The organism is Trichodesmium erythraeum IMS101 (genome assembly GCF_000014265.1).
Lineage (GTDB): Bacteria > Cyanobacteriota > Cyanobacteriia > Cyanobacteriales > Microcoleaceae > Trichodesmium > Trichodesmium erythraeum.
Window position 1 is genome coordinate 4,029,416 of record NC_008312.1, and the last position, 19,997, is coordinate 4,049,412.

Consider the following 19,997-nt stretch of genomic DNA (forward strand, 5'->3'; position numbering starts at 1 on the left):
GTATATTTACTAAGTTTTAAGTTTAAAGTTATTACAGTATAATTGAGTTAAAATATTTGCTAGCATTAATATGGGGTCAAAAAAAAGAATGTATAAACTTTCTAGAAGGCTCTTTTACGAGAGTTAGAGAAAATATTTGTATAATTCTATGAAGATTTTGTAATCAAAAAATATACTCAAAGTTATTACTAAATAAATGCAATGAACGAAATTATTATATCATGGGAAGAGCAAGACACAACCAAGACTAAAACAATAAAGGAAATACAACCTAGCAAAAATCCAGGAACAGTTAGGTTAGGTCGAGAACCAGCTAATTGTGATATCACTTTTGATGACCCTAGTGTATCTAGGCTTCATGTAGAAATTTTTTATAACAGTCAAGATAACAAGTTTTATTTGCGCAATCTAAAAGCTAGTAACCCGCCAATAGTAGATAAAAAGCTTATTGTTAAATATGCAGAAGTTGTTTTAAATAATAATAGTTTGATATGTCTTGGTCAAACAAAAATTAAAGTTATCTATAACGCAAATAATATTTTCACCTCTCCTACAATTTTGCAATCTCCAATTCCTTTGAATAATAACAGTACGGTTTTAAGTCCTCCAGATGCTTCTCAATTAAAAGAACTAGCAACTAAACCAAAAAGATCCATATTTGGAGCTAATTATTTGGTTTGTCCAAACCCTAATTGTGGTAAACTTGTATCAATAGAAAAGTTAAATATTGGGTGTAGTTGGTGTGGTACTTCTTTAGCTGATGCCAAAAGTATTATTGTTCCTAATAATAATTAATCAGAATTCAAGTTTAGGCAAAAAGAATATGATTACTGTTAATAAAATAATTTATATATAGTAGGATAAAATAATTTGTAAATAATCTATAGATAAAATGTTAAGTAGGTAAACAATATAAATTACATATTGAACGAATCTCAAATCTAATATTTGTTTCAAAATCTCCCTTTGCCAATTTTTTATAAGTTTATCTGCTGAAAATCTATTGGATAATTGCTATATAGGTTTGCAAGTTTTTCAGAGGAAATAAACTAAAAAAAATATTTATATATAAATAATAGTTTAGAATCTTTATTGAAACCATATAGAGTGTAAAAAATATAATTATTGAATAATTTAAATCAGCATAATTGATAACATAATTAATGGTAAAATTCATCACCTCTGACAATTTTAGTCTTTATTATTAATAGTAAAAATACGATTTATGAAAATTTTAGTATTAAACTGATATGGAAAAAATTAACTACTGGATACCTCAAAAAAAACTACAATATAAATTGCCAGTAGCTATAGTCAGATAATTTAGTAAAATGCCATCCACTATTAGTTAAAATTTAGTTTCTAGTCTTAATTTAAACTACATATAATTTCTGGGTATCATGCTTTAATTAGTTGAGAAGAAGGTGATTTAGCAATAGTTGAATAAAATAGCACAAACAGTATATTTATTAATAGTTTACTTCAAGCAAAATATTTTATTAAAAATTTGAAAGATATAATTATTTAAAATTTGTAAATCACTTAGCATAAATAATAAACATATTAATTTTGAAAAAAAATATGAATTCTGAAAAATTTAGGATTAAATTTATATGAAAAAAAATTAACTATTGGATACCTCAAAAAAACGGAATTTAGAAAAATATAAATTCTGAAAAATTTAGTATTAAACTGATATGAAAAAAATTAACTACTGGATACCTCAAAAAAACACAATATAAATTGCCAGTATCTATAGTCATAAAATTTAGTAAAATGCTATCTACTATTGGTGAAAACTCAGCTTCTAGACTTGACTTAAACTACATAGAAATATTTGGGTATTATGCCTTAATTTATTGAGAATAAGGTAATTTAGTAATAGTTGAATAAAATAGCAAGAACGGTATATTTATTAATAGTTTACTGCTAGCAAAATCTTTAATTAAATATGTGAAAAATATAATCGTTGAAATATTTGGGTATTATGCCTTAATTTATTGAGAATAAGGTAATTTAGTAATAGTTGAATAAAATAGCACGAACGGTATATTTATTAATAGTTTACTGCCAGCAAAATCTTTAATTAAATATGTGAAAAATATAATCGTTTAAAACTTGCAAATCACCTAGAATAAATCAGCAAAATATTAATAGTAAAAAAAATGACTTCTGAAAATTTTAGTATTCAACTTATATGGACAGATTTAACTACTGGATACCTCAGACAACCACAATACAAATTACCAGTAACTATAGGAAGAAAATTTAGTAAAATGCCCTCTACTATTGGTGAAGATTCAGTTTCTAGACTTGAGTTAAAACACACAGAAATTTCTGGGTATCATGCCTTAATTAATTTAGAAAAAGGTAACTTAGTAATAGTAGATCAAAATAGCACAAACGGTATATTTATTAATGGTTTACGTCAAACAAAATCTTTAATTAAAGATGGGGATGTATTACAATTAGGTCCATACAAAATTGATATTAGAATAAATTTTCCGCCTCCTTGGTTTGTTGATGCTGAGAAAGTAAAAGTTTCAGACTTGCGAAAAAGTGGATATACTTTAGATGAAGCTGACTATGGAACTATAGGGGGTGGTTTAGGTAGTTTTATCTGGGTTGATTTTCTGAGAATCTTTGGAGTAAAATCTAATCAAATTGTAGCTCTGGGTATTGTACCTCTAGATGAGAATGGCAATATACCACCCAATGAAACTCAAAAATCTTATTGGCATTATAAACAACTTTGTCTGAATTCTCAAATTCCTGACCATGAAAGATTGAGGTCTAATTCAGATTCTTGTCCCGATAATATTTGGGGTTGGCCTAGTTATGCTCTTAGGGAGGCTTGGCAAGATTTTTCCCATGGTAGAATTTTATCTAGTTTGAAGTGTCTGTGGCAAGTATTTGCAGAGCCAACTTTTGCTCAGACTTATACTCCAAAAGCCAGAAATGTTTTTGCCTCTATAGATAGAGAAGCGAAACGAATAGGTTGGGATCAGATATTTCGCTTTGGTAGAGTTAGAGCTATTCGTAAAACTGATGATGGACGCTATGCGATCGCCTATTCTTTTTCTAGTTCTAAAAGCCGAGACTATGGCTTTTTAATAGTTAGCTTTCTTCATCTAGCTACTGGTTATCCCAAACTCAAATTTCTGGAAGACTTACAAATGTATCGGAGGCAAACAGAAGATTTTAGGGCAGTAGTAAACGCTTATGAAGATCATGCTCATGTCTATGAGCATTTAGAGAAAAATGGAGGGGTAGTATTAATTCGAGGTCGTGGAATAGTTGCATCCAGAATTATTCAACGTATTTATGAAGTACGACAGCGAAGTCAAAAAAATATAGGAATTATACATTTGATGCGTTCAGAAGTAACTAAAGGCAAAAAGTTTGGTGTTGCTCAACGTCAAGTAGAAAATAATTTTGAATTTCAACCTTTTAATTGGCCTAAAGCTTGTTGGGGAGGAGAACTAAGGGTAAAGTTAGAACAGGCAAAACCTGAAAAACGCAAAGACTTACTTAAGGAGTGGGGTGGTACAACGACTGCATCTCGGTCTGACTGGCGACAAATTATTCAGCAGGCTAAGTTAGATAAGTGGTATAAGGTTGAATTTGGTAAAGTGACGCGAGTTGAACCAAATCAGGGAAATGGTATTATTACTCATATATCTACAGAATTTCCTAAACTGGCTTTGGTAACAGATTTTATTATTGATGCTACTGGTCTTGAAGCAAATGTCGATGAAAGTCCTTTAATTTATGACTTGGTTAAAAAATATAATCTTCAACTTAACGCTCAAAAACGTTTAACTGTTTCTAATGATTTTGAAGTAATAGGGGTGAGTAATGAACCAGGTAAGATATATGCTTGTGGTGCTATAACTTTTGGTGGACCTTATGCTGCTGTTGATAGCTTCCTGGGTTTACAGTATACAGCACTGCGTTGTGTCGATCATCTTTTCAAAATTCAAGCCCCTGGAATCAAATATTTAAATGGGTTTAGTTCTATTGGGCAATGGTGGAAATGGGCAACTAATCAATCTCCTTCCTAGTCTTATAGAGTCTTTAAGAAGTTTTTTAACTTTGAAGAATACAAATATTTTTGGAGATTATATCATGAAATAAAAAATCCTATAAGTCGTTTTAGAGTACAATAGTTAGGGTTATTAACTATTGCTGATTTACCAATATTTATTAATGTAGGTTTATATATATATATTGATATAATTATTCTTAACTTAAAATACAATTAATAATCAATTATAATACGAAACCAGATTTCTTGTTTGGTTATTCAGGTCTTGGCTTAATTATTTATTATTTATGATTTATTATTTAGAGTTTTTGGAAGATCAAGACTAAAATTATTTAAAAACTTATTTAATAAACCTTTCAGTTTAACTATTTAAGCTAAAATAAATTATCTTCTTTGACAAATAAAGGCAGCCTTTATGTATTTTTTGAGCTTAGATTTTCAACAAATTTATTATAGTTTTAAATATTAGATAATAAAAAGATAAGGTGAATAGCTTTCCCTTTTTGAAAGGATGAAAAAAATTAAGTTTCAGTATTTAAAGCTTCCTAATTTCATAGAAGATATTAATAATTGTAATGGTGATAATTGAAATGACTCCTACTTTATTTGGTCGTTGGCAAACAAGATTACTATTATTAGCAACAGTAGGTATTTTAATTACTATCCCTTTTGGTGAACTGATATACTTTTTGGTATTAGGCTACATTGCTGTTTTAGGTTTATTTTGGGATATATTATACGACTTGCTTCAAAAATTCCGTTGGGATCGTGATTGGCCAGGAATTTATCAACTTTTAGCTGCTATCTGGGAAGCTATATTCTTATTATTTATCGCCAAAACTATAGATTTACCACTCTTAGAAATGTCTGACTTTAAAATTAAAAACTTTGCATTACATTATAGTTTAGTATGGTTAGGATTATATATAGTATCCCAAACTGTAATGCGAATCTATTTCCCCCGTTGGCGTTTTCGGGGAGGTCGCTGGTTGTAACATTCCCATGTGCAAGCTTGTCTATAGCCTTAACTAAAAAAAATAGATTTTTTGACAAAACAGTCTAATTTTTGACAAACTTAGGGAAGTTACTAGTGTATTATTAATATGCTATCATAGGAATTGAATATACAGAGAATTTTAGTCTAAAAAACCCATCAAGTCTTCACTATTAACCCCATTAGAAGCAACAGGACGATTCATCAATATTTTACTAACTTCTAGATTATTAGTACCAATTGGGCGAACTCCAGAAGCTGTAATTGTATTATTAAATTCTAATCCACTATCTACTACTGGGCGAATTCCAGAGGCAGACATTGTATGATTAATTTTTAGACTATTTGAAACTATCGGGCGATTGGAAATTGTTTTACTATATTTAAGGTTAGTTTTACCTATAGGACGATTTCCAGGTAATGCTAATTTGGTTGTTTCTTCTTGTATTTCTTTTGTTTCTACTGGCTTGGTCTCTACTTGTAAGGTAGTACGTTGTTGAGAGCCTTGCTCCAATTTTGTGGGTAGACTACTTTGAATGCTAGGTTGATTGCTAGTATCACTAGTTGGGTTAGTTTCTGTCATAATTCCACTTGTACTTGTAATTTTACTTTCACATCATTAAAGTTGGTTTATCTCATAAATAATTAGAACTACTACTTTAATGCTTTTTGGCCTTCTAATTAGGATAATTTTTAGTTTTAATAAACCTTTAATTATTCTAACCATACTTTAAAGCAAAAAACATAGCTTTGTGAAAAAATACAATGTCTAATACCAAGTTTGATAAATTTTTGTGACAAGTAGATAGGGATTTTGCTTTTTTATATTTACTTATAGGAAATTAGGCAGGAAGGAGGAAGGGATAAATATAAAAAAAAAGGGTCGGGATAGAGATAGCTGTCTGAATTGATGAGGTTATAACTGAAATGACTATGGCAATAAAAACTCCTACTGTTTTAGCTCTTGACTTTGATGGTGTTTTATGCAATGGATTAAGTGAATATTTTCAAACAGCTTGGCGCACCTACTCTCAATTTTGGCAAATATCAGATGAAATACCATTAAATGATTTGATGGAAAAGTTTTATCGGTTGCGTCCTGTTATTGAAATTGGTTGGGAAATGCCTCTTTTGATCCGAGCTTTAATATTGGGTATTGAGGAAGATACTATTTTTCAGGAATGGCAAGCGATCGCTGAAAAAATTGTTATTCAAGAAAATCTAGATCCATGGAAAATAGGTGCTTGTTTGGATAATACTAGGGATGAATGGATAGTAAAAGATTTGGAAGGGTGGTTATCTTTACATCAATTTTATCCAGGGGTTGTGGAAAAGTTGAAAGAATTGATGGTATCGGAGGTTAAACCTATTATTATCACAACTAAGGAGGGAAGGTTTGCTCGTTCTCTGTTGCATAAAGTTGGTGTTAATTTACCAGAAGCAGATATTATTGGCAAAGAATCTAAACGTCCCAAATATGAAACTCTAAAAATTTTATTGGCAAAACTAGGGGCCCGAACAACTATTTGGTTTATTGAAGATAGATTAAAAACTTTACTTTCTATACAAAAACACCCAGATTTACAAGAGGTAGAATTATTTTTGGCAGACTGGGGTTATAATACTCAGAAAGAACGAAATTCTGTGGCTCAATACCCATCAATTCATTTATTGTCTTCTGCTCAGTTTTGTCAGGATTTTTCTAAATGGAAATTTGGAGGTAAGAAGGAATAAAAATAAATGGAGTTATAAGATAAAATTGTGTTTCATAAATAAGGGATGATTTTGATTATTTTCACCATGTTTATGTTGGTAGTTTCTTATATTTTAGCTCAGATAATATTGCTTATTTAACTGCTTATTTAACTGCTTATTTAACTAAATATTTATCCTTGATTGATCCTTTGATTTACCTGTTGCTTATTTGGTCAGAAGATGAAGATTGACATAGTTTTTTATAGTAAGTTAAGTGACAAGGATATTCTAGAAAAAGCTACAAAGTGGGGGATAATTTTTTTGAATTTAACTAGGGAACTAAAATTATGCTAGACCTAACAAAACTAGCACAACAAATGCAAGGGATGAGTCAACATCTGACAAAAGAGGCGATGGCTGCTAAAAATAGATTGGAGATTGCTCAACAATTATTAGAAGCAGCAAAGGATGAACAAGAAGATTTATTAGCCTTAGAGGAAAGTTGGTGCGACCGTATACTTTTTAATCCTGCTATTCCTATAGAATCTTTAGATACTTATCCTCTAATTAATCCTCCTCCAAAAAGTCATACAGTATTCGCTACGGATGGTTCTCAAATAGCTCCAAGTCAACATGAAATTGCCTATTGTTATTTGTTAAATATTGGTCGAGTAATGTTGCATTATGGGGAAAGTCGTTATCCGCTTTTAGATAGTATTCCAGAAATTTTTTATGAACCAGGTGACCTTTATATCTCTCGACAATGGGGTATTAAAACAGAAGAATGGATGGGTTATCGACGGACTATTTCTGAGGCTTTGGTTTTGGCCCAATTGGGTTGTGAATGGGTAAAAAATAATTCTGATAATTTAGGTTCTCCAATATTAGCAATGGTTGATGGTTCTCTGATTTATTGGTTCTTGGAGTCTTTGCCTTCTGAAGCACGGGATAGGATTTTAAATCCCATAATGGAAGCTTGGAATAAATTAAAGCTGGCTGGTATTCCTTTGGTTGGTTATTTGAGTGCTTCTCGCAGTAATGAAAGTTTATCTTTTTTGCGTTTAAAGGCTTGTATTTATGATGAACCTGATTGTATCAGTAATTGTCCAAATGTTGGTTTGGGGGGATTTGGTTTTACTGAAAAAGCTCCTTGTCAGTCGTTTGAACCGCTGCGAGATGTGATATTTTGGGGTTCAATATTAAGGCCTGGACAAAGAAGTCCTTTGTGGCAATCTTCTGCTAGAATTCTGCATTTATATGGGGATAATACTATCTATTTTTGTTATGTGAATGTTGGTAGGGAAGTGGCTAGAATTGATATGCCAGAATGGGTGGTTGAAAATGAGGAAATGTTGGAGTTAGTGTTAGGAATGATTTTGGCTCAAGTGCAAAAGGGTTATGGTTATCCGGTGGCATTAGCAGAAGCTCATAATCAGGCGGTGGTTAGGGGTGGCGATCGCATCAGTTTTTTTGCTTTGTTGGAGCAGGAAATGATTAAGGCTGGTTTGAAAAATGTGGGGACTTCTTACAAGGAGACTCGCAAGCGGAGTAGTATTGCCTGATTTTAGTCGTTATAGTCTCCATGAATTCACAATCATAAATCTGTGATTTTTTGACTGCGGTTTTTATAGCTGCTATTGCTTATGGGGTGATTTCTCTCATGTCTAAACCTAAATGTTCATAAAGCGATCGCTTCTTAACTAGCAAAAAAAAGTTGTTTTATTTTTAACTAATTGAAGTATAATAAAAAGTAGACTCACTATTTTTTTTGAGCACACGAGCTTCTGACAACTCAATGAGGAAAGGCGATGGTTGTAGGTGAAACTCAGTAAAATTAGAGTCCCTTGCTGCAATTCGCACATCTGTTGTGCTCACACTTTAGGAGTCGTTTGCATCATACAAAGCTATTGAGCACTAAGTACTGAAATCTGCTTATAAGTAAGATTAGGAAAAATTAGACTTTGAAGCTACTAAATATTTATAAAGCGATCGCTTCTTAACTAGCAAAAAAAGTTGTTTTATTTTTAACTAATTGAAGTATAATAAAAAGTAGACTCACTATTTTTTTTGAGCACACGAGCTTCTGACAACCCAATGAGGAAAGGCGATGGTTGTAGGTGAAACTCAGTAAAATTAGAGTCCCTTGCTGCAATTCGCACATCTGTTGTGCTCACACTTTAGGACTCGTTTGCATCATACAAAGCTATTGAGCACTAAGTACTGAAATCTGCTTATAAGTAAGATTAGGAAAAATTAGACTTTGAAGCTACTAAATATTTATAAAGCGATCGCTTCTTAACTAGCAAAAAAAGTTGTTTTATTTTTAACTAATTGAAGTATAATAAAAAGTAGACTCACTATTTTTTTTGAGCACACCAGCTTCTGACAACCGAGAAGGAAAGGCGATGGTTGTAGGTGAAACTCAGTAAAATTAGAGTCCCTTGCTACAATTCTTACATTTGTTGTGCTCACACTTTAGGACTTTGGTCGCATCATCTGAAGCTCCTACAAACTAAGTTAAGTACCGAAGATATAATAGTTATAGGTAAAAATCAGATCGGAAAAATTAGACTTTGAAGCTACTAAATATTTATAAAGCGATCGCTTCTTAACTAGCAAAAAAAGTTGTTTTATTTTTAACTAATTGAAGTATAATAAAAAGTAGACTCACTATTTTTTTTGAATACACCAGCTTCTGACAACCGAGAAGGAAAGGCGATGGTTGTAGGTGAAACTCAGAAAAATTAGAGTCCCTTGCTGCAATTCTTACATCTGTTGTGCTCCCACTTTAGGACTTTGGCCGCATCATCTGAAGCTCCTGCAAACTAAGTTAAATACCGAAGATATAATAGTTATAGGTAAAAATCAGATCGGAAAAATTAGACTTTGAAGCTACTAAATATTTATAAAGCGATCGCTTCTTAACCAGCAAAAAAAGTTGTTTTATTTTTAACTAATTGAAGTATAATAAAAAGTAGACTCACTATTTTTTTTGAATACACCAGCTTCTGACAACCGAGAAGGAAAGGCGATGGTTGTAGGTGAAACTCAGAAAAATTAGAGTCCCTTGCTGCAATTCTTACATCTGTTGTGCTCCCACTTTAGGACTTTGGCCGCATCATCTGAAGCTCCTACAAACTAAGTTAAATACCGAAGATATAAGAGTTATAGGTAAAAATCAGAAAAGTTAGACATCCCCGCTGCAATTCGCATATTTGTTGTACTCCCACTTTAGGACTTGTTTGCATCATACAAAGCTATTGAGCAATAAGTAATGAATATCTAATGCTTATAGGTAAAATTAGGAAAAATTAGACTTTGAAGCTACTAAATATTTATGAAGCGATCGCTTCTTGACAAGCAGAAAAAGTTGTTTTATTTTTAAGTTAATTGAGTATTATAGGAAAGTAGTAACTCTTTTTTTTGAGATCACCAACTCCTGACAATCATGAAAAAAACATCTAATGGTTGTAGGCAAGATGAGGAAAAATTAGACTTTCAAACTACTAACCCAGATAAGTGCGAATGCTGTCTATATTCCTAAAGGTTTTGCTCCAACAGTAGTTTCCCACACCATCTCAAGCTCGTGAGCTGATGTAAAATTATAAAAAAATACTAGCTCATCCCCAGTGATAACTACCGATATTCCCCAAAAGTTGTGCTTCAGCTTCAATTATAGGGTTTTGGTCACATTACTTAAAGATCCAAAAAACCAAGGATGGAAGATCTAATGGTTGTAGGAAAAAAAATTGACATTAGCACTTGGTGAACTTTTAAGAAAGATGAAATATTTAATTCGCGTCTTTGGCTTAACTTTCCTGTCACTAACTCTGACAAACTGTTCCTTATGTCCAAAAAAAATAGTCTCTCTACTAGAGCCTAGTATTTTAAGACTATTTTATACAAATAAACCCCTCATATCTGGAGAAACAGAAGCTTATAATTTACTAACCCCAGCTCATGTGGTCAAAAAGGAAGGGAAAAATTTATTAGAAAATAATGATGGGAAAGTTGCGAATGTGACTAAATTAGAAATATTTCCGAGTAATATAAATTTAGCTTTAGCAACTTTTGAGCAAACGGGAAAAAAATGTAACTGTAATGATCCATTGCTAAGAATAGGTAATTCAAACAGTTTTAAAACCAGTAGTTCTGTCTACACTTTGGGCTTTGCTCTTTGGGGTAGGCAGTTGTTATCAGAATTTGCTTTTGGTAGTGTTTATACTGAGGAACGTCGGCGGCCAGGCGATGGAGTTTATGATCAAGCTTTGAGTGTAAGTGGAAACACTGAAGTGCCTGTTATGGATCAGAGGGTTAAGTTTATGGCAGCTCATAGAAAAAGTGATCAAGAACAAGAAATGGTCGAAAGTTTGGCTTCAAGACCACCAAAGTTGTCTGAGTCAGAATGTCAGAATTTCTTGGAAGCTGTATTTTTGGAGGGTAATATTCAAGGTTTGACTTTTTCCTGGGGTATACCTATTACTTTGAATTTTTTTCGGGAGTATTCTTCAAAGGCGATCGCTGTTGAGATACAAGAACAAGAAGTCGAGTTACCAGAACCACTTGAGGAGCACCGATGGAAAGAGGAAGAGGAAGAACGGGGTGAAATAGAACCAGAAGGACAAAAACAACTTCATAAGGCCGAATATAAGGCCAGACAAGAAGAGCTAGTTGAAATACAAAGCCTACAACTACAAAAAGAATTGATGTCTGAAAAACAAAAGAAAAGGGCAACAATAGGTATCGGGAGCTTTTGGGTAGATTTTTTGATTTTCGGAGTAGGCCTCAATGCTCTAGTACTTTATGGCGTGTTTTCTTATACTAAAAAAGGATGATTTCTCAGACAAATATTTACAACATATTTAGAAATAACGAGATACATGGCAAATGGTAAAAGTATTTATCTGAGTCATTTTGATGGTAATTGATGTAACTTATAATAACGGAAATAACTCTAAGTCGTTTTCCCTGTCTATAGAAAAAAATTTAGCTGCCACTCAAGTAATTAAAATTATTAGTTTAAAGCCTTAATAAGGCTCTCAGACTTGGACAACAAAAAACAGTTGTTTTGTTGTATTTAAAAAAAAAATTAAATAATATTGGAAACATATAGCTATTTTTTAGATATAGTTTTATTATAAAAATAATTAAAATAAAATCTAGATAAAATCTATATTAAGTTAAAATTTTCCGGATTTAAATATTTAAACCTTTACTAATAAAATGTTATTTGGTATAACCTTTCTGTCAACTAATATTCTTTAAACCGATGAAATCTCTACTGCCTATTATCAGTATAACTTTCTTATCAATAACTCTGACAAATTTTTCTTCCTCTGTCAAAAAAACAGAGGTCGAAGACATAGCTTCTCGACTAGAGGATAGTATTGTTAAACTATCTTATAAAAATCAACCAGGAGATGGAACTGGTTTTTTTGTAGAGGTGGAAGGAAAGTCAGAAGTCTGTAGTGTACTAACAGCAGCTCATGTTGTGGAAAAAGAAGGACAAAAAATCTTATGGACTGAAAAAGATGAAAAAGTCTGGGATGTTGCTACGGTAGAAAGATTTCCTGGTAGTATAGACTTGGCTTTGATTACTTTTAAGCCACACACAAAAAGATGTAATTATCCCGCACTAAAAATAGGTAAACCAGAAAACCTGAAGATAGGTAGTTCTATTTTTGTTTATGGTTTTCCTCGTCTGGATCAACATTTAGTGGCCCAGTTTGTTGGGGGTCAGGTTTCAGCTTTGAAGAAAAAAGCCCGGGGTTATGGGGTTGCTTATAAAGCTTTGACTGTTGAAGGAATGAGTGGAGCCCCTGTTGTGGATACAAAGGGTGAGGTTGTGGCAGTCCATGGAAGTAGTAACTCTAAAATGGTGCCAAGTTTGATATCTCAGCAGATAAGTAGGCCTGATATAGAATGGCAGCTTGATCGGCAAACTTTCAATAGAATTAATAATAGTAGTTTGACCTGTGCTTGGGGTGTACCTATTAATTATTTTCGGGAGTCTAAGTTTTATAATGCTAAGTTATATAGTAATCTTCTACCTTTAGACTTGAATAAGTGGATACTTTCGATATTTTCCATTAGTGGGTTGATGTTTAGCTCTGGTATTGTTTCTTTTCGGTTCAAGCGTTTTCAAGCTTCACCAGTTTCGGGACAAGAACAAAATGAGCAGGAAAGAGAGTTTGAGGATGTAGTATTTAGGGGAGAAGAAGAGCACAGACCGTTGAGTTCCCCGGCAAATATTCCGACTCAGCTACAAAATGAGCAGGAAAGAGAGTTTGAGGATGTAGTATTTAGGGGAGAAGAAGAGCGCAGACCGTTGAGTTCCCCGGCAAATATTCAGACTCAGCTACAAAATGAGCAGGAAAGAGAGTTTGAGGATGTAGTATTTAGGGGAGAAGAAGAGTACAGACCGTTGAGTTCCCTGGCAAATATTCCGACTCAGCTACAAAATGAGCAGGAAAGAGAGTTTGAGGATGTAGTATTTAGGGGAGAAGAAGAGCACAGACCGTTGAGTTCCCTGGCAAATATTCAGACTCAGGAGCAGCAAAGGCAAGGAGGGGTTCAGGTTCTTGAACCTCCGTCTTCTGTGGTTTCTGTGCCTCTGGTTTCTGCAGCTGGAGTTGATTATACTAGGTTGCATGAGTTATTGGTGGCTAAAAGGTGGAAGGAAGCAGACGATGAAACATATCAAAGAATGATAGAAGTGGCGGACCGGAAGTCCCAAGGATGGTTGAGAATTGAGGATACAAAGAATTTTCCTAGTCAAGATTTAGGGATTATTGATAAGCTATGGCTCAGATATAGTAATGGTATGTTTGGTTTTTCTGTTCAGAAGCAAGTTTATCAGAGTTTGGGTGGTACCCAGAGGTATAATCCAAAAGTAGTAGAGGATTTCGGAGATAAGGTGGGATGGCGCCTGGAGGGAAAATGGTTGAGTTATGATGGTTTGACTGTGAGTGATAATTATTACAGGGGACACCTGCCGTGTTGTGGGAATGAGGGGTCTTTGTATGGCTGGGCAGCAGTTCTTTGGTCTCTTCTCTCTCATAAAGATTTGTAAACTGTAAGATATAGCCGGAACTCAGGGTTTAGAGGTTGCTTAAGGTAAGAGGTGAGAAGTAAGGGGTTGATATTGATGAGGGATGGCTTCACTTCGGTTATTAGCTAATGTTGTTCCAGTGTTTAAATGGCGAAAATGTTTAGATTTTTTAATTACTAAATAATAGAGCGATCGCTACCTTGACAAATAGAAAAAATTGTTTTATATTTAAGTTAGATAAGTAAAATAGGAAAATATTAGGTCTTTTTTTTTAGGTGGCCATATAATTAGATAGTATAAAATTGTCGGTAAAGTTAAAAAAAATCCTACTAACTCAAGTTCCCAACCTCCGAAGCTGATGAAGTCTCTTTTTTCTATCCTTGGTCTAACTTTCCTCTCTGTCATTCTGACAAACTGTTCCTTATCTCCAGAAAAAATAGCTTCTCGACTAAAACCTAGTATTGTCAAACTATCTTATAAAAATAAACCCGGACATGGAACTGGTTTTTTTGTGCCTGGAGAACTAGGGGTCTGTACTGTACTGACTGCAGCTCATGTTGTGGACGAGGAGGGAAAGGTAAGGTTACGCACTGAAAAAGATGGAAAATTCTGGGATGCGGCTACAGTAAAAATATTTCCTCGTACTATAGATATGGCTTTGGTGACTTTTAAGCCAGAGACGGAAAAATGTAATTATCGGGCACTGAAAATAGGTAACTCAGATAGTCTCAGGATAGGTAGTTCTATTTTTATTTATGGTTTTCCTCGTCGGGGTGGGGCTCTAGTTCCCCAGTTTGTTGATGGTAAGGTCTCAGCTTTGGATAGGTTGGCTCGGGGTTATGGGGTTTCTTATAGTACTTTGACTGTGGGTGGAATGAGTGGAGCTCCTGTTGTGGATGGGAGGGGTAGGGTTGTGGCTGTACATGGAATGAGCGATGTTGAAATAGTTCAAAGTTTGGCTTCACAACAAGCAGGTTTGTCTGAGGATGAACGGCTTTTGAGTCAGCAGGCTCAGGAAAGTTTGAGGGCTGCTGGTGTTCAACGTTTGACTTTTTCTTGGGGTATACCTATTACTTTTTTTCGGGAGTCTAAGTTTTATTATTCTCAGGTTTCTGGGTTGAGTTTGTGGATGTTGTTTTATGGTGGGGCGGTGTTTGGTGGTGGTGTTGTTTATTTTGGGTTGAGGTATTTTCAAGCTCCACGGGTTTCAGGAGAAAGACAAGGGGACTGGGAAAGGCAACTTAAGAATGAAAAACGGAGGCGAGAGGAGGTTGAGGGCAGGTTGAGTTCTCTGGAAAGTTCTCGGGCTCAGGCACGGCAGGAGTTGGAAAGGCAAATAGAATGGGAAAGGGGGAAAAGACGGGAGTTTGAGGCACTGCTTAAGAATGAAAAACGGGGGCGAGAGGAGGTTGAGGGCAGGTTGAGTTCTCTGGAAAGTTCTGGGGCTCAGGCACAGCAGGAGTTGGAAAGGCAACTAGAATGGGAAAGGGGGAAAAGACGGGAGTTTGAGGCACTGCTTAAGAATGAAAAACGGGGACGAGAGGAGGTTGAGGGCAGGTTGAGTTCTCTGGAAAGTTCTGGGGCTCAGGCACGGCAGGAGTTGGAAAGGCAACTAGAATGGGAAAGAGGGAAAAGACAGGAGCTTGAGGCACTGCTGCAAAGTCAAGGGGAGGTTCAGCCTCGGGTTGTTGAGCCTTTGTCTTCTGGTGATGTGCCTCTGGTTTCTGCAGTTGGGGTTAGTTATTCTAGGTTGCGTGATCTATTGGTGGCTAAAAAGTGGAGGGAAGCAGACCAAGAAACATACAAAAGAATGTTAGAAGTTGCGGGCAGGGAGTCCGAAGGATGGTTTAGAGGCTCGGATATAGAAAATTTTCCCTGCCAAGATTTAGCCACGATTGACAAACTATGGGTAAAGTATAGTAGTGGTAAGTTTGGTTTTTCTGTTCAGAAGCAAATTTATCAGAGTTTGGGTGGTACGAATGAATGGGACGAAAAAGTCTGGACAGCCTTCAGTGATCAAGTTGGATGGCGAAAAAGGGGTCGTTGGTTGAATTATGATGAGATTTTCGACGAGACATCGCATTGTGTGGGCCTCCTGCCAGGCATCACACATTGTGACCTCGGCCTGACCGGTGGGCCTGGTCCTTTTGACCTTATTGACTCTTTAAGGATATTAAAAATGGTGGCCATTATTTTTGCTATTACTATTTTCTCGCGCAGAGACTTGTAGAGTATAACATAAAACAGTTTCAGCCGTCAAGGTAAAAAGTATTATCTCTGTTTTTTTAACGAGTTTTCTTGATTTGAGGATTTTGATACCTCACTGATCGCGGGATACCCGTGGGGATGGAATGAGTAGGGAAAAGGGTTTCAGGGGGAAAAGGGAAGGGAGAGAATAAACCAAAAACCAAAAACCAAAAACCAAAAACCAAAAACCAAAAACCAAAAACCAAAAACCAAAAACCAAAAACCAAAAACCAAAAACCAAAAACCAAAAACCAAAAACCAAAAACCAAAAACCAAAAACCAAAAACCAAAAACCAAAAACTAATTTTACTGATCATCAAAAAATTGCATAGCCACCTCCGGGTCATAACAATTAGCCAAAACCAACTGTCTGGCCACCTCCACCACCAAATTTGAGGGAAGTTCCCAGTCAGCCCAAGGGAGTCGCATTTGTCCTGGAGAAGCCTTATTTTTTTTCTTTTTTTTCACCTTAGGCAAAAACCTACTACCCCACCGACGGCGCCTTTGAGACTTAGGTCGAGATTTATATTTCCGGCAAAAGCCCCTATAATTTTGAGCACATTCATCAAGAGTTTTTCCCAGAGACAAAAAAGCTGGATGCCACTGTGTCAAACCATCATCAGTGAGACGGTCATAAGTGCCATAGTTAGAAAAGTCATAGAAAAAGCCAGACTGGATATTAGCAGCTTTTGGGTTAGCATGAATATAGCGAAGAGTATTCAAAGCTCGTTTTTTATCAGTATTGTCAAACCCGGTGCTGTGGTATCTTTTCTCCCAAAAATGCCCCGTACGGTTAAGCATCTGGTTAAAACACATAGCGGTATACCAGTTGAGCCAGTGCATAATTTTAGGTAGTTCTTGTGGTTGGGAGGGCTCTAGTAAATAATGAACATGATTACTCATAATACAAAGAGCATAAAGTTTAAAGGAAAATTTATCTAAAGCCTTTTTCAAAGCAAACAAAAATATTTGGCGACATTGGAGACGAGTCAAATGAAACTCTCGGTTATTGCAGCGAGAAGTAACATGATAGGAATATTGGGGGAAAAGTTGGCGCGGTTGTCTAGGCATTATCGGTTGTCAGTTATCAGTTATGAGCTTTTTTTTTTATTATTTATGAGTTGTGGCTAGTTGATCTTTATTTCAGTTATTTCTGATTTTTTGACGGAAAATTCTCAGATAAAAAATTAGATAAAAAATTAGGCAAAAAATTAGATAAAAAATCAAAAGTACTCAGACAGATATTTCGGTTCAAATATTTTTTTGTGTTTGAGCGATCGCTAATTTTAGCTATTAGCTAAGAGCTGGAAAAATTGAGGAAAAAATTTATCTCAAATATATTAATAAGTCATTTCTCAGGCATCAGCTTTTTGACGGAAAATTCTCAGACAAAAAATTAGATAAAAAATTAGACAAAAAAATAAAAAGTACTCAGCCAGATATTACAGAAAATTCTCAGATGAAAAATTAGGCAAAAAATTAGATAAAAAATTAGACAAAAAAATAAAAAGTACTCAGACAGATATTTCGGTTCAAATATTTTTTTGTGTTTGAGCGATCGCTAATTTTAGCCATCAGCTAAGAGCTGGAAAAATTGAGGAAAAAATTTATCTCAAATAATAAAGTCATTTCTCAGCCGTCAGCTTTTTGACGGAAAATTATCAGATGAAAAATTAGGCAAAAAATTAGATAAAAAATTAGACAAAAAAATCAAAAGTACTCAGCCAGATATTACGGAAAATTCTCAGATGAAAAATTAGATAAAAAATTAGGCAAAAAACCAGAAGTACTCAGACAGATATTTCGGTTCAAATATTTTTTTGTGTTTGAGCGATCGCTAATTTTAGCCATCAGCTAAGAGCTGGAAAAATTGAGGAAAAAATTTATCTCAAATATATTAATAAGTCATTTCTCAGGCATCAGCTTTTTGACCGAAAATTCTCAGATGAAAAATTAGGCAAAAAATTAGAAGTACTCAGCCAGATATTACGGAAAATTCTCAGATAAAAAATTAGGCAAAAAATTAGACAAAAAAATCAAAAGTACTCAGCCAGATATTTCCGTTCAAATATTTTTTCGTGTTTGAGCGATCGCTAATTTTAGCCATCAGCTAAGAGCTGGAAAAATTGAGGAAAAAATTTATCTCAAATAATAAAGTCATTTCTCAGCCGTCAGCTTTTTGACCGAAAATTCTCAGATGAAAAATTAGGCAAAAAACCAGAAGTACTCAGACAGATATTACGGAAAATTCTCAGATGAAAAATTAGATAAAAAATTAGGCAAAAAACCAGAAATACTCAGACAGATATTTCCGTTCAAATATTTTTTTGTGTTTGAGCGATCGCTAATTTTAGCCATCAGCTAAGAGCTGGAAAAATTGAGGAAAAAATTTATCTCAAATAATAAAGTCGTTTCTCAAGCATCAGCTTTTTGACGGAAAATTCTCAGATGAAAAATTAGGCAAAAAATTAGATAAAAAATTAGGCAAAAAACCAGAAGTACTCAGCCAGATATTACGGAAAATTCTCAGATGAAAAATTAGATAAAAAATTAGGCAAAAAATCAGAAATACTCAGACAGATATTTCCGTTCAAATGTTTTTTTCGTGTTTGAGCGATCGCTAAATTTAGCCATTAGCTAAGAGCTGGAAAAATTGAGGAAAAAATTTATCTCAAATATATTAATAAGTCATTTCTCAGCCGCCAGCTTTTTGACGGAAAATTATCAGATAAAAAATTAGGCAAAAAATTAGATAAAAAATTAGACAAAAAAATCAAAAGTACTCAGCCAGATATTACGGAAAATTCTCAGATGAAAAATTAGATAAAAAATTAGGCAAAAAACCAGAAGTACTCAGACAGATATTTCGGTTCAAATATTTTTTCGTGTTTGAGCGATCGCTAATTTTAGCCATCAGCTAAGAGCTGGAAAAATTGAGGAAAAAATTTATCTCAAATAATAAAGTTGTTTCTCAAGCATCAGCTTTTTGACCGAAAATTCTCAGATGAAAAATTAGATGAAAAATTAGATGAAAAATTAGATGAAAAATTAGACAAAAAAATAAAAAGTACTCAGCCAGATATTACGGAAAATTCTCAGATGAAAAATTAGATAAAAATTAGGCAAAAAATCAGAAATACTCAGACAGATATTTCCGTTCAAATATTTTTTCGTGTTTGAGCGATCGCTAATTTTAGCCATTAGCTAAGAGCTGGAAAAATTGAGGAAAAAATTTATCTCAAATAATAAAGCCATTTCTCAGGCATCAGCTTTTTGACCGAAAATTATCAGATGAAAAATTAGGCAAAAAATTAGATAAAAAATTAGGCAAAAAACCAGAAGTACTCAGCCAGATATTACGGAAAATTCTCAGATGAAAAATTAGATAAAAAATTAGATAAAAATTAGAAGTACTCAGACAGATATTTCGGTTCAAATATTTTTTTGTGTTTGAGCGATCGCTAATTTTAGCCATTAGCTAAGAGCTGGAAAAATTGAGGAAAAAATTTATCTCAAATAATAAAGCCATTTCTCAGGCATCAGCTTTTTGACCGAAAATTATCAGATGAAAAATTAGGCAAAAAATTAGATAAAAAATTAGGCAAAAAACCAGAAGTACTCAGCCAGATATTACGGAAAATTCTCAGATGAAAAATTAGATAAAAAATTAGATAAAAATTAGAAGTACTCAGACAGATATTTCGGTTCAAATATTTTTTTGTGTTTGAGCGATCGCTAATTTTAGCCATCAGCTAAGAGCTGGAAAAATTGAGGAAAAAATTTATCTCAAATAATAAAGTTGTTTCTCAAGCATCAGCTTTTTGACCGAAAATTCTCAGATGAAAAATTAGATGAAAAATTAGATGAAAAATTAGATGAAAAATTAGACAAAAAAATAAAAAGTACTCAGCCAGATATTACGGAAAATTCTCAGATGAAAAATTAGATAAAAATTAGGCAAA

The 19,997-nt window shown here is 33.9% G+C and carries 14 protein-coding genes; 10 read left to right on the forward strand and 4 right to left on the reverse strand.

Translation table 11 applies throughout. The annotated features are described in order from the left end of the window. Positions 1 to 201 precede the first annotated feature (201 nt). From TERY_RS12480 to TERY_RS12490, 3 genes are all read left to right on the forward strand, one after another. Complete coding sequence (locus TERY_RS12480; RefSeq protein ID WP_011612167.1) at positions 202 to 795, forward strand: FHA domain-containing protein; 594 nt, start codon at positions 202 to 204, stop codon at positions 793 to 795. A 1,370-nt stretch (positions 796 to 2,165) separates the two neighbouring features. Then, positions 2,166 to 4,064 carry an FHA domain-containing protein gene (locus tag TERY_RS12485; protein ID WP_011612168.1) on the forward strand — a complete coding sequence of 633 codons (1,899 nt, stop codon included), beginning with the start codon at positions 2,166 to 2,168 and terminating at the stop codon, positions 4,062 to 4,064. Between the two features lie 574 nt (positions 4,065 to 4,638). Beyond that, on the forward strand, positions 4,639 to 5,043 hold the full coding sequence (locus TERY_RS12490; RefSeq protein WP_011612169.1) for a hypothetical protein: 405 nt from the start codon (positions 4,639 to 4,641) through the stop codon (positions 5,041 to 5,043). Between the two features lie 141 nt (positions 5,044 to 5,184). On the opposite strand, the gene TERY_RS12495 is transcribed toward TERY_RS12490, so the two are convergent. Continuing rightward, positions 5,185 to 5,625, reverse strand: a complete 441-nt coding sequence (locus TERY_RS12495) for a hypothetical protein (protein ID WP_011612170.1) — start codon at positions 5,623 to 5,625, stop codon at positions 5,185 to 5,187. Between the two features lie 344 nt (positions 5,626 to 5,969). On the opposite strand from TERY_RS12495, the gene TERY_RS12500 reads away from it, so the two are divergent. Continuing rightward, on the forward strand, positions 5,970 to 6,776 hold the full coding sequence (locus tag TERY_RS12500; RefSeq protein ID WP_011612171.1) for an HAD family hydrolase: 807 nt from the start codon (positions 5,970 to 5,972) through the stop codon (positions 6,774 to 6,776). Between the two features lie 308 nt (positions 6,777 to 7,084). Then, positions 7,085 to 8,299, forward strand: coding sequence for a DNA double-strand break repair nuclease NurA (locus TERY_RS12505; RefSeq protein WP_011612172.1), 1,215 nt, complete (start codon positions 7,085 to 7,087; stop codon positions 8,297 to 8,299). 163 nt (positions 8,300 to 8,462) lie between these two features. On the opposite strand, the gene TERY_RS33020 is transcribed toward TERY_RS12505, so the two are convergent. After that, positions 8,463 to 8,612: a hypothetical protein gene (locus tag TERY_RS33020; protein WP_155994412.1), complete on the reverse strand. Its 150-nt coding sequence runs from the start codon at positions 8,610 to 8,612 to the stop codon at positions 8,463 to 8,465. A gap of 149 nt (positions 8,613 to 8,761) precedes the next feature. Continuing rightward, positions 8,762 to 8,911 carry a hypothetical protein gene (locus TERY_RS33025; protein ID WP_155994413.1) on the reverse strand — a complete coding sequence of 50 codons (150 nt, stop codon included), beginning with the start codon at positions 8,909 to 8,911 and terminating at the stop codon, positions 8,762 to 8,764. 1,575 nt (positions 8,912 to 10,486) lie between these two features. Between TERY_RS33025 and TERY_RS12510 the strand changes: the two genes are divergently transcribed. The 3 genes from TERY_RS12510 (at position 10,487) to TERY_RS26310 (ending at position 16,018) form a co-directional block, all read left to right on the forward strand. After that, positions 10,487 to 11,572 carry a hypothetical protein gene (locus tag TERY_RS12510; protein WP_155994414.1) on the forward strand — a complete coding sequence of 362 codons (1,086 nt, stop codon included), beginning with the start codon at positions 10,487 to 10,489 and terminating at the stop codon, positions 11,570 to 11,572. A 434-nt stretch (positions 11,573 to 12,006) separates the two neighbouring features. Further along, positions 12,007 to 13,809, forward strand: a complete 1,803-nt coding sequence (locus tag TERY_RS26305) for a GUN4 domain-containing protein (protein ID WP_011612174.1) — start codon at positions 12,007 to 12,009, stop codon at positions 13,807 to 13,809. Positions 13,810 to 14,146: 337 nt separating this feature from the next. Next, entirely contained in the window at positions 14,147 to 16,018 is a 1,872-nt protein-coding gene (locus TERY_RS26310; RefSeq protein WP_011612175.1) for a GUN4 domain-containing protein, read from the forward strand. A gap of 323 nt (positions 16,019 to 16,341) precedes the next feature. Here TERY_RS26310 and TERY_RS12530 read toward each other — a convergent pair whose 3' ends face one another. Beyond that, a complete protein-coding gene (locus TERY_RS12530; protein WP_011612177.1) occupies positions 16,342 to 17,106 on the reverse strand; it encodes a transposase in 765 nt (254 codons plus the stop codon). Positions 17,107 to 18,999: 1,893 nt separating this feature from the next. On the opposite strand from TERY_RS12530, the gene TERY_RS33030 reads away from it, so the two are divergent. Together TERY_RS33030 and TERY_RS33035 are read left to right on the forward strand one after the other, a co-directional pair. Beyond that, positions 19,000 to 19,146, forward strand: coding sequence for a hypothetical protein (locus tag TERY_RS33030; protein ID WP_155994415.1), 147 nt, complete (start codon positions 19,000 to 19,002; stop codon positions 19,144 to 19,146). Between the two features lie 688 nt (positions 19,147 to 19,834). Continuing rightward, positions 19,835 to 19,981 carry a hypothetical protein gene (locus tag TERY_RS33035; protein WP_155994415.1) on the forward strand — a complete coding sequence of 49 codons (147 nt, stop codon included), beginning with the start codon at positions 19,835 to 19,837 and terminating at the stop codon, positions 19,979 to 19,981. Positions 19,982 to 19,997: the final 16 nt, after the last annotated feature.

Coding starts and splice junctions, on each gene's coding strand:
- TERY_RS12480 (WP_011612167.1), top strand. CDS start 202: ATGAACGAAATTATTATATCATGGGAAGAGCAAGACACAACCAAGACT.
- TERY_RS12485 (WP_011612168.1), top strand. CDS start 2,166: ATGACTTCTGAAAATTTTAGTATTCAACTTATATGGACAGATTTAACT.
- TERY_RS12490 (WP_011612169.1), top strand. CDS start 4,639: ATGACTCCTACTTTATTTGGTCGTTGGCAAACAAGATTACTATTATTA.
- TERY_RS12495 (WP_011612170.1), bottom strand. CDS start 5,625: ATGACAGAAACTAACCCAACTAGTGATACTAGCAATCAACCTAGCATT.
- TERY_RS12500 (WP_011612171.1), top strand. CDS start 5,970: ATGACTATGGCAATAAAAACTCCTACTGTTTTAGCTCTTGACTTTGAT.
- TERY_RS12505 (WP_011612172.1), top strand. CDS start 7,085: ATGCTAGACCTAACAAAACTAGCACAACAAATGCAAGGGATGAGTCAA.
- TERY_RS26305 (WP_011612174.1), top strand. CDS start 12,007: ATGAAATCTCTACTGCCTATTATCAGTATAACTTTCTTATCAATAACT.
- TERY_RS26310 (WP_011612175.1), top strand. CDS start 14,147: ATGAAGTCTCTTTTTTCTATCCTTGGTCTAACTTTCCTCTCTGTCATT.
- TERY_RS12530 (WP_011612177.1), bottom strand. CDS start 17,106: ATGCCTAGACAACCGCGCCAACTTTTCCCCCAATATTCCTATCATGTT.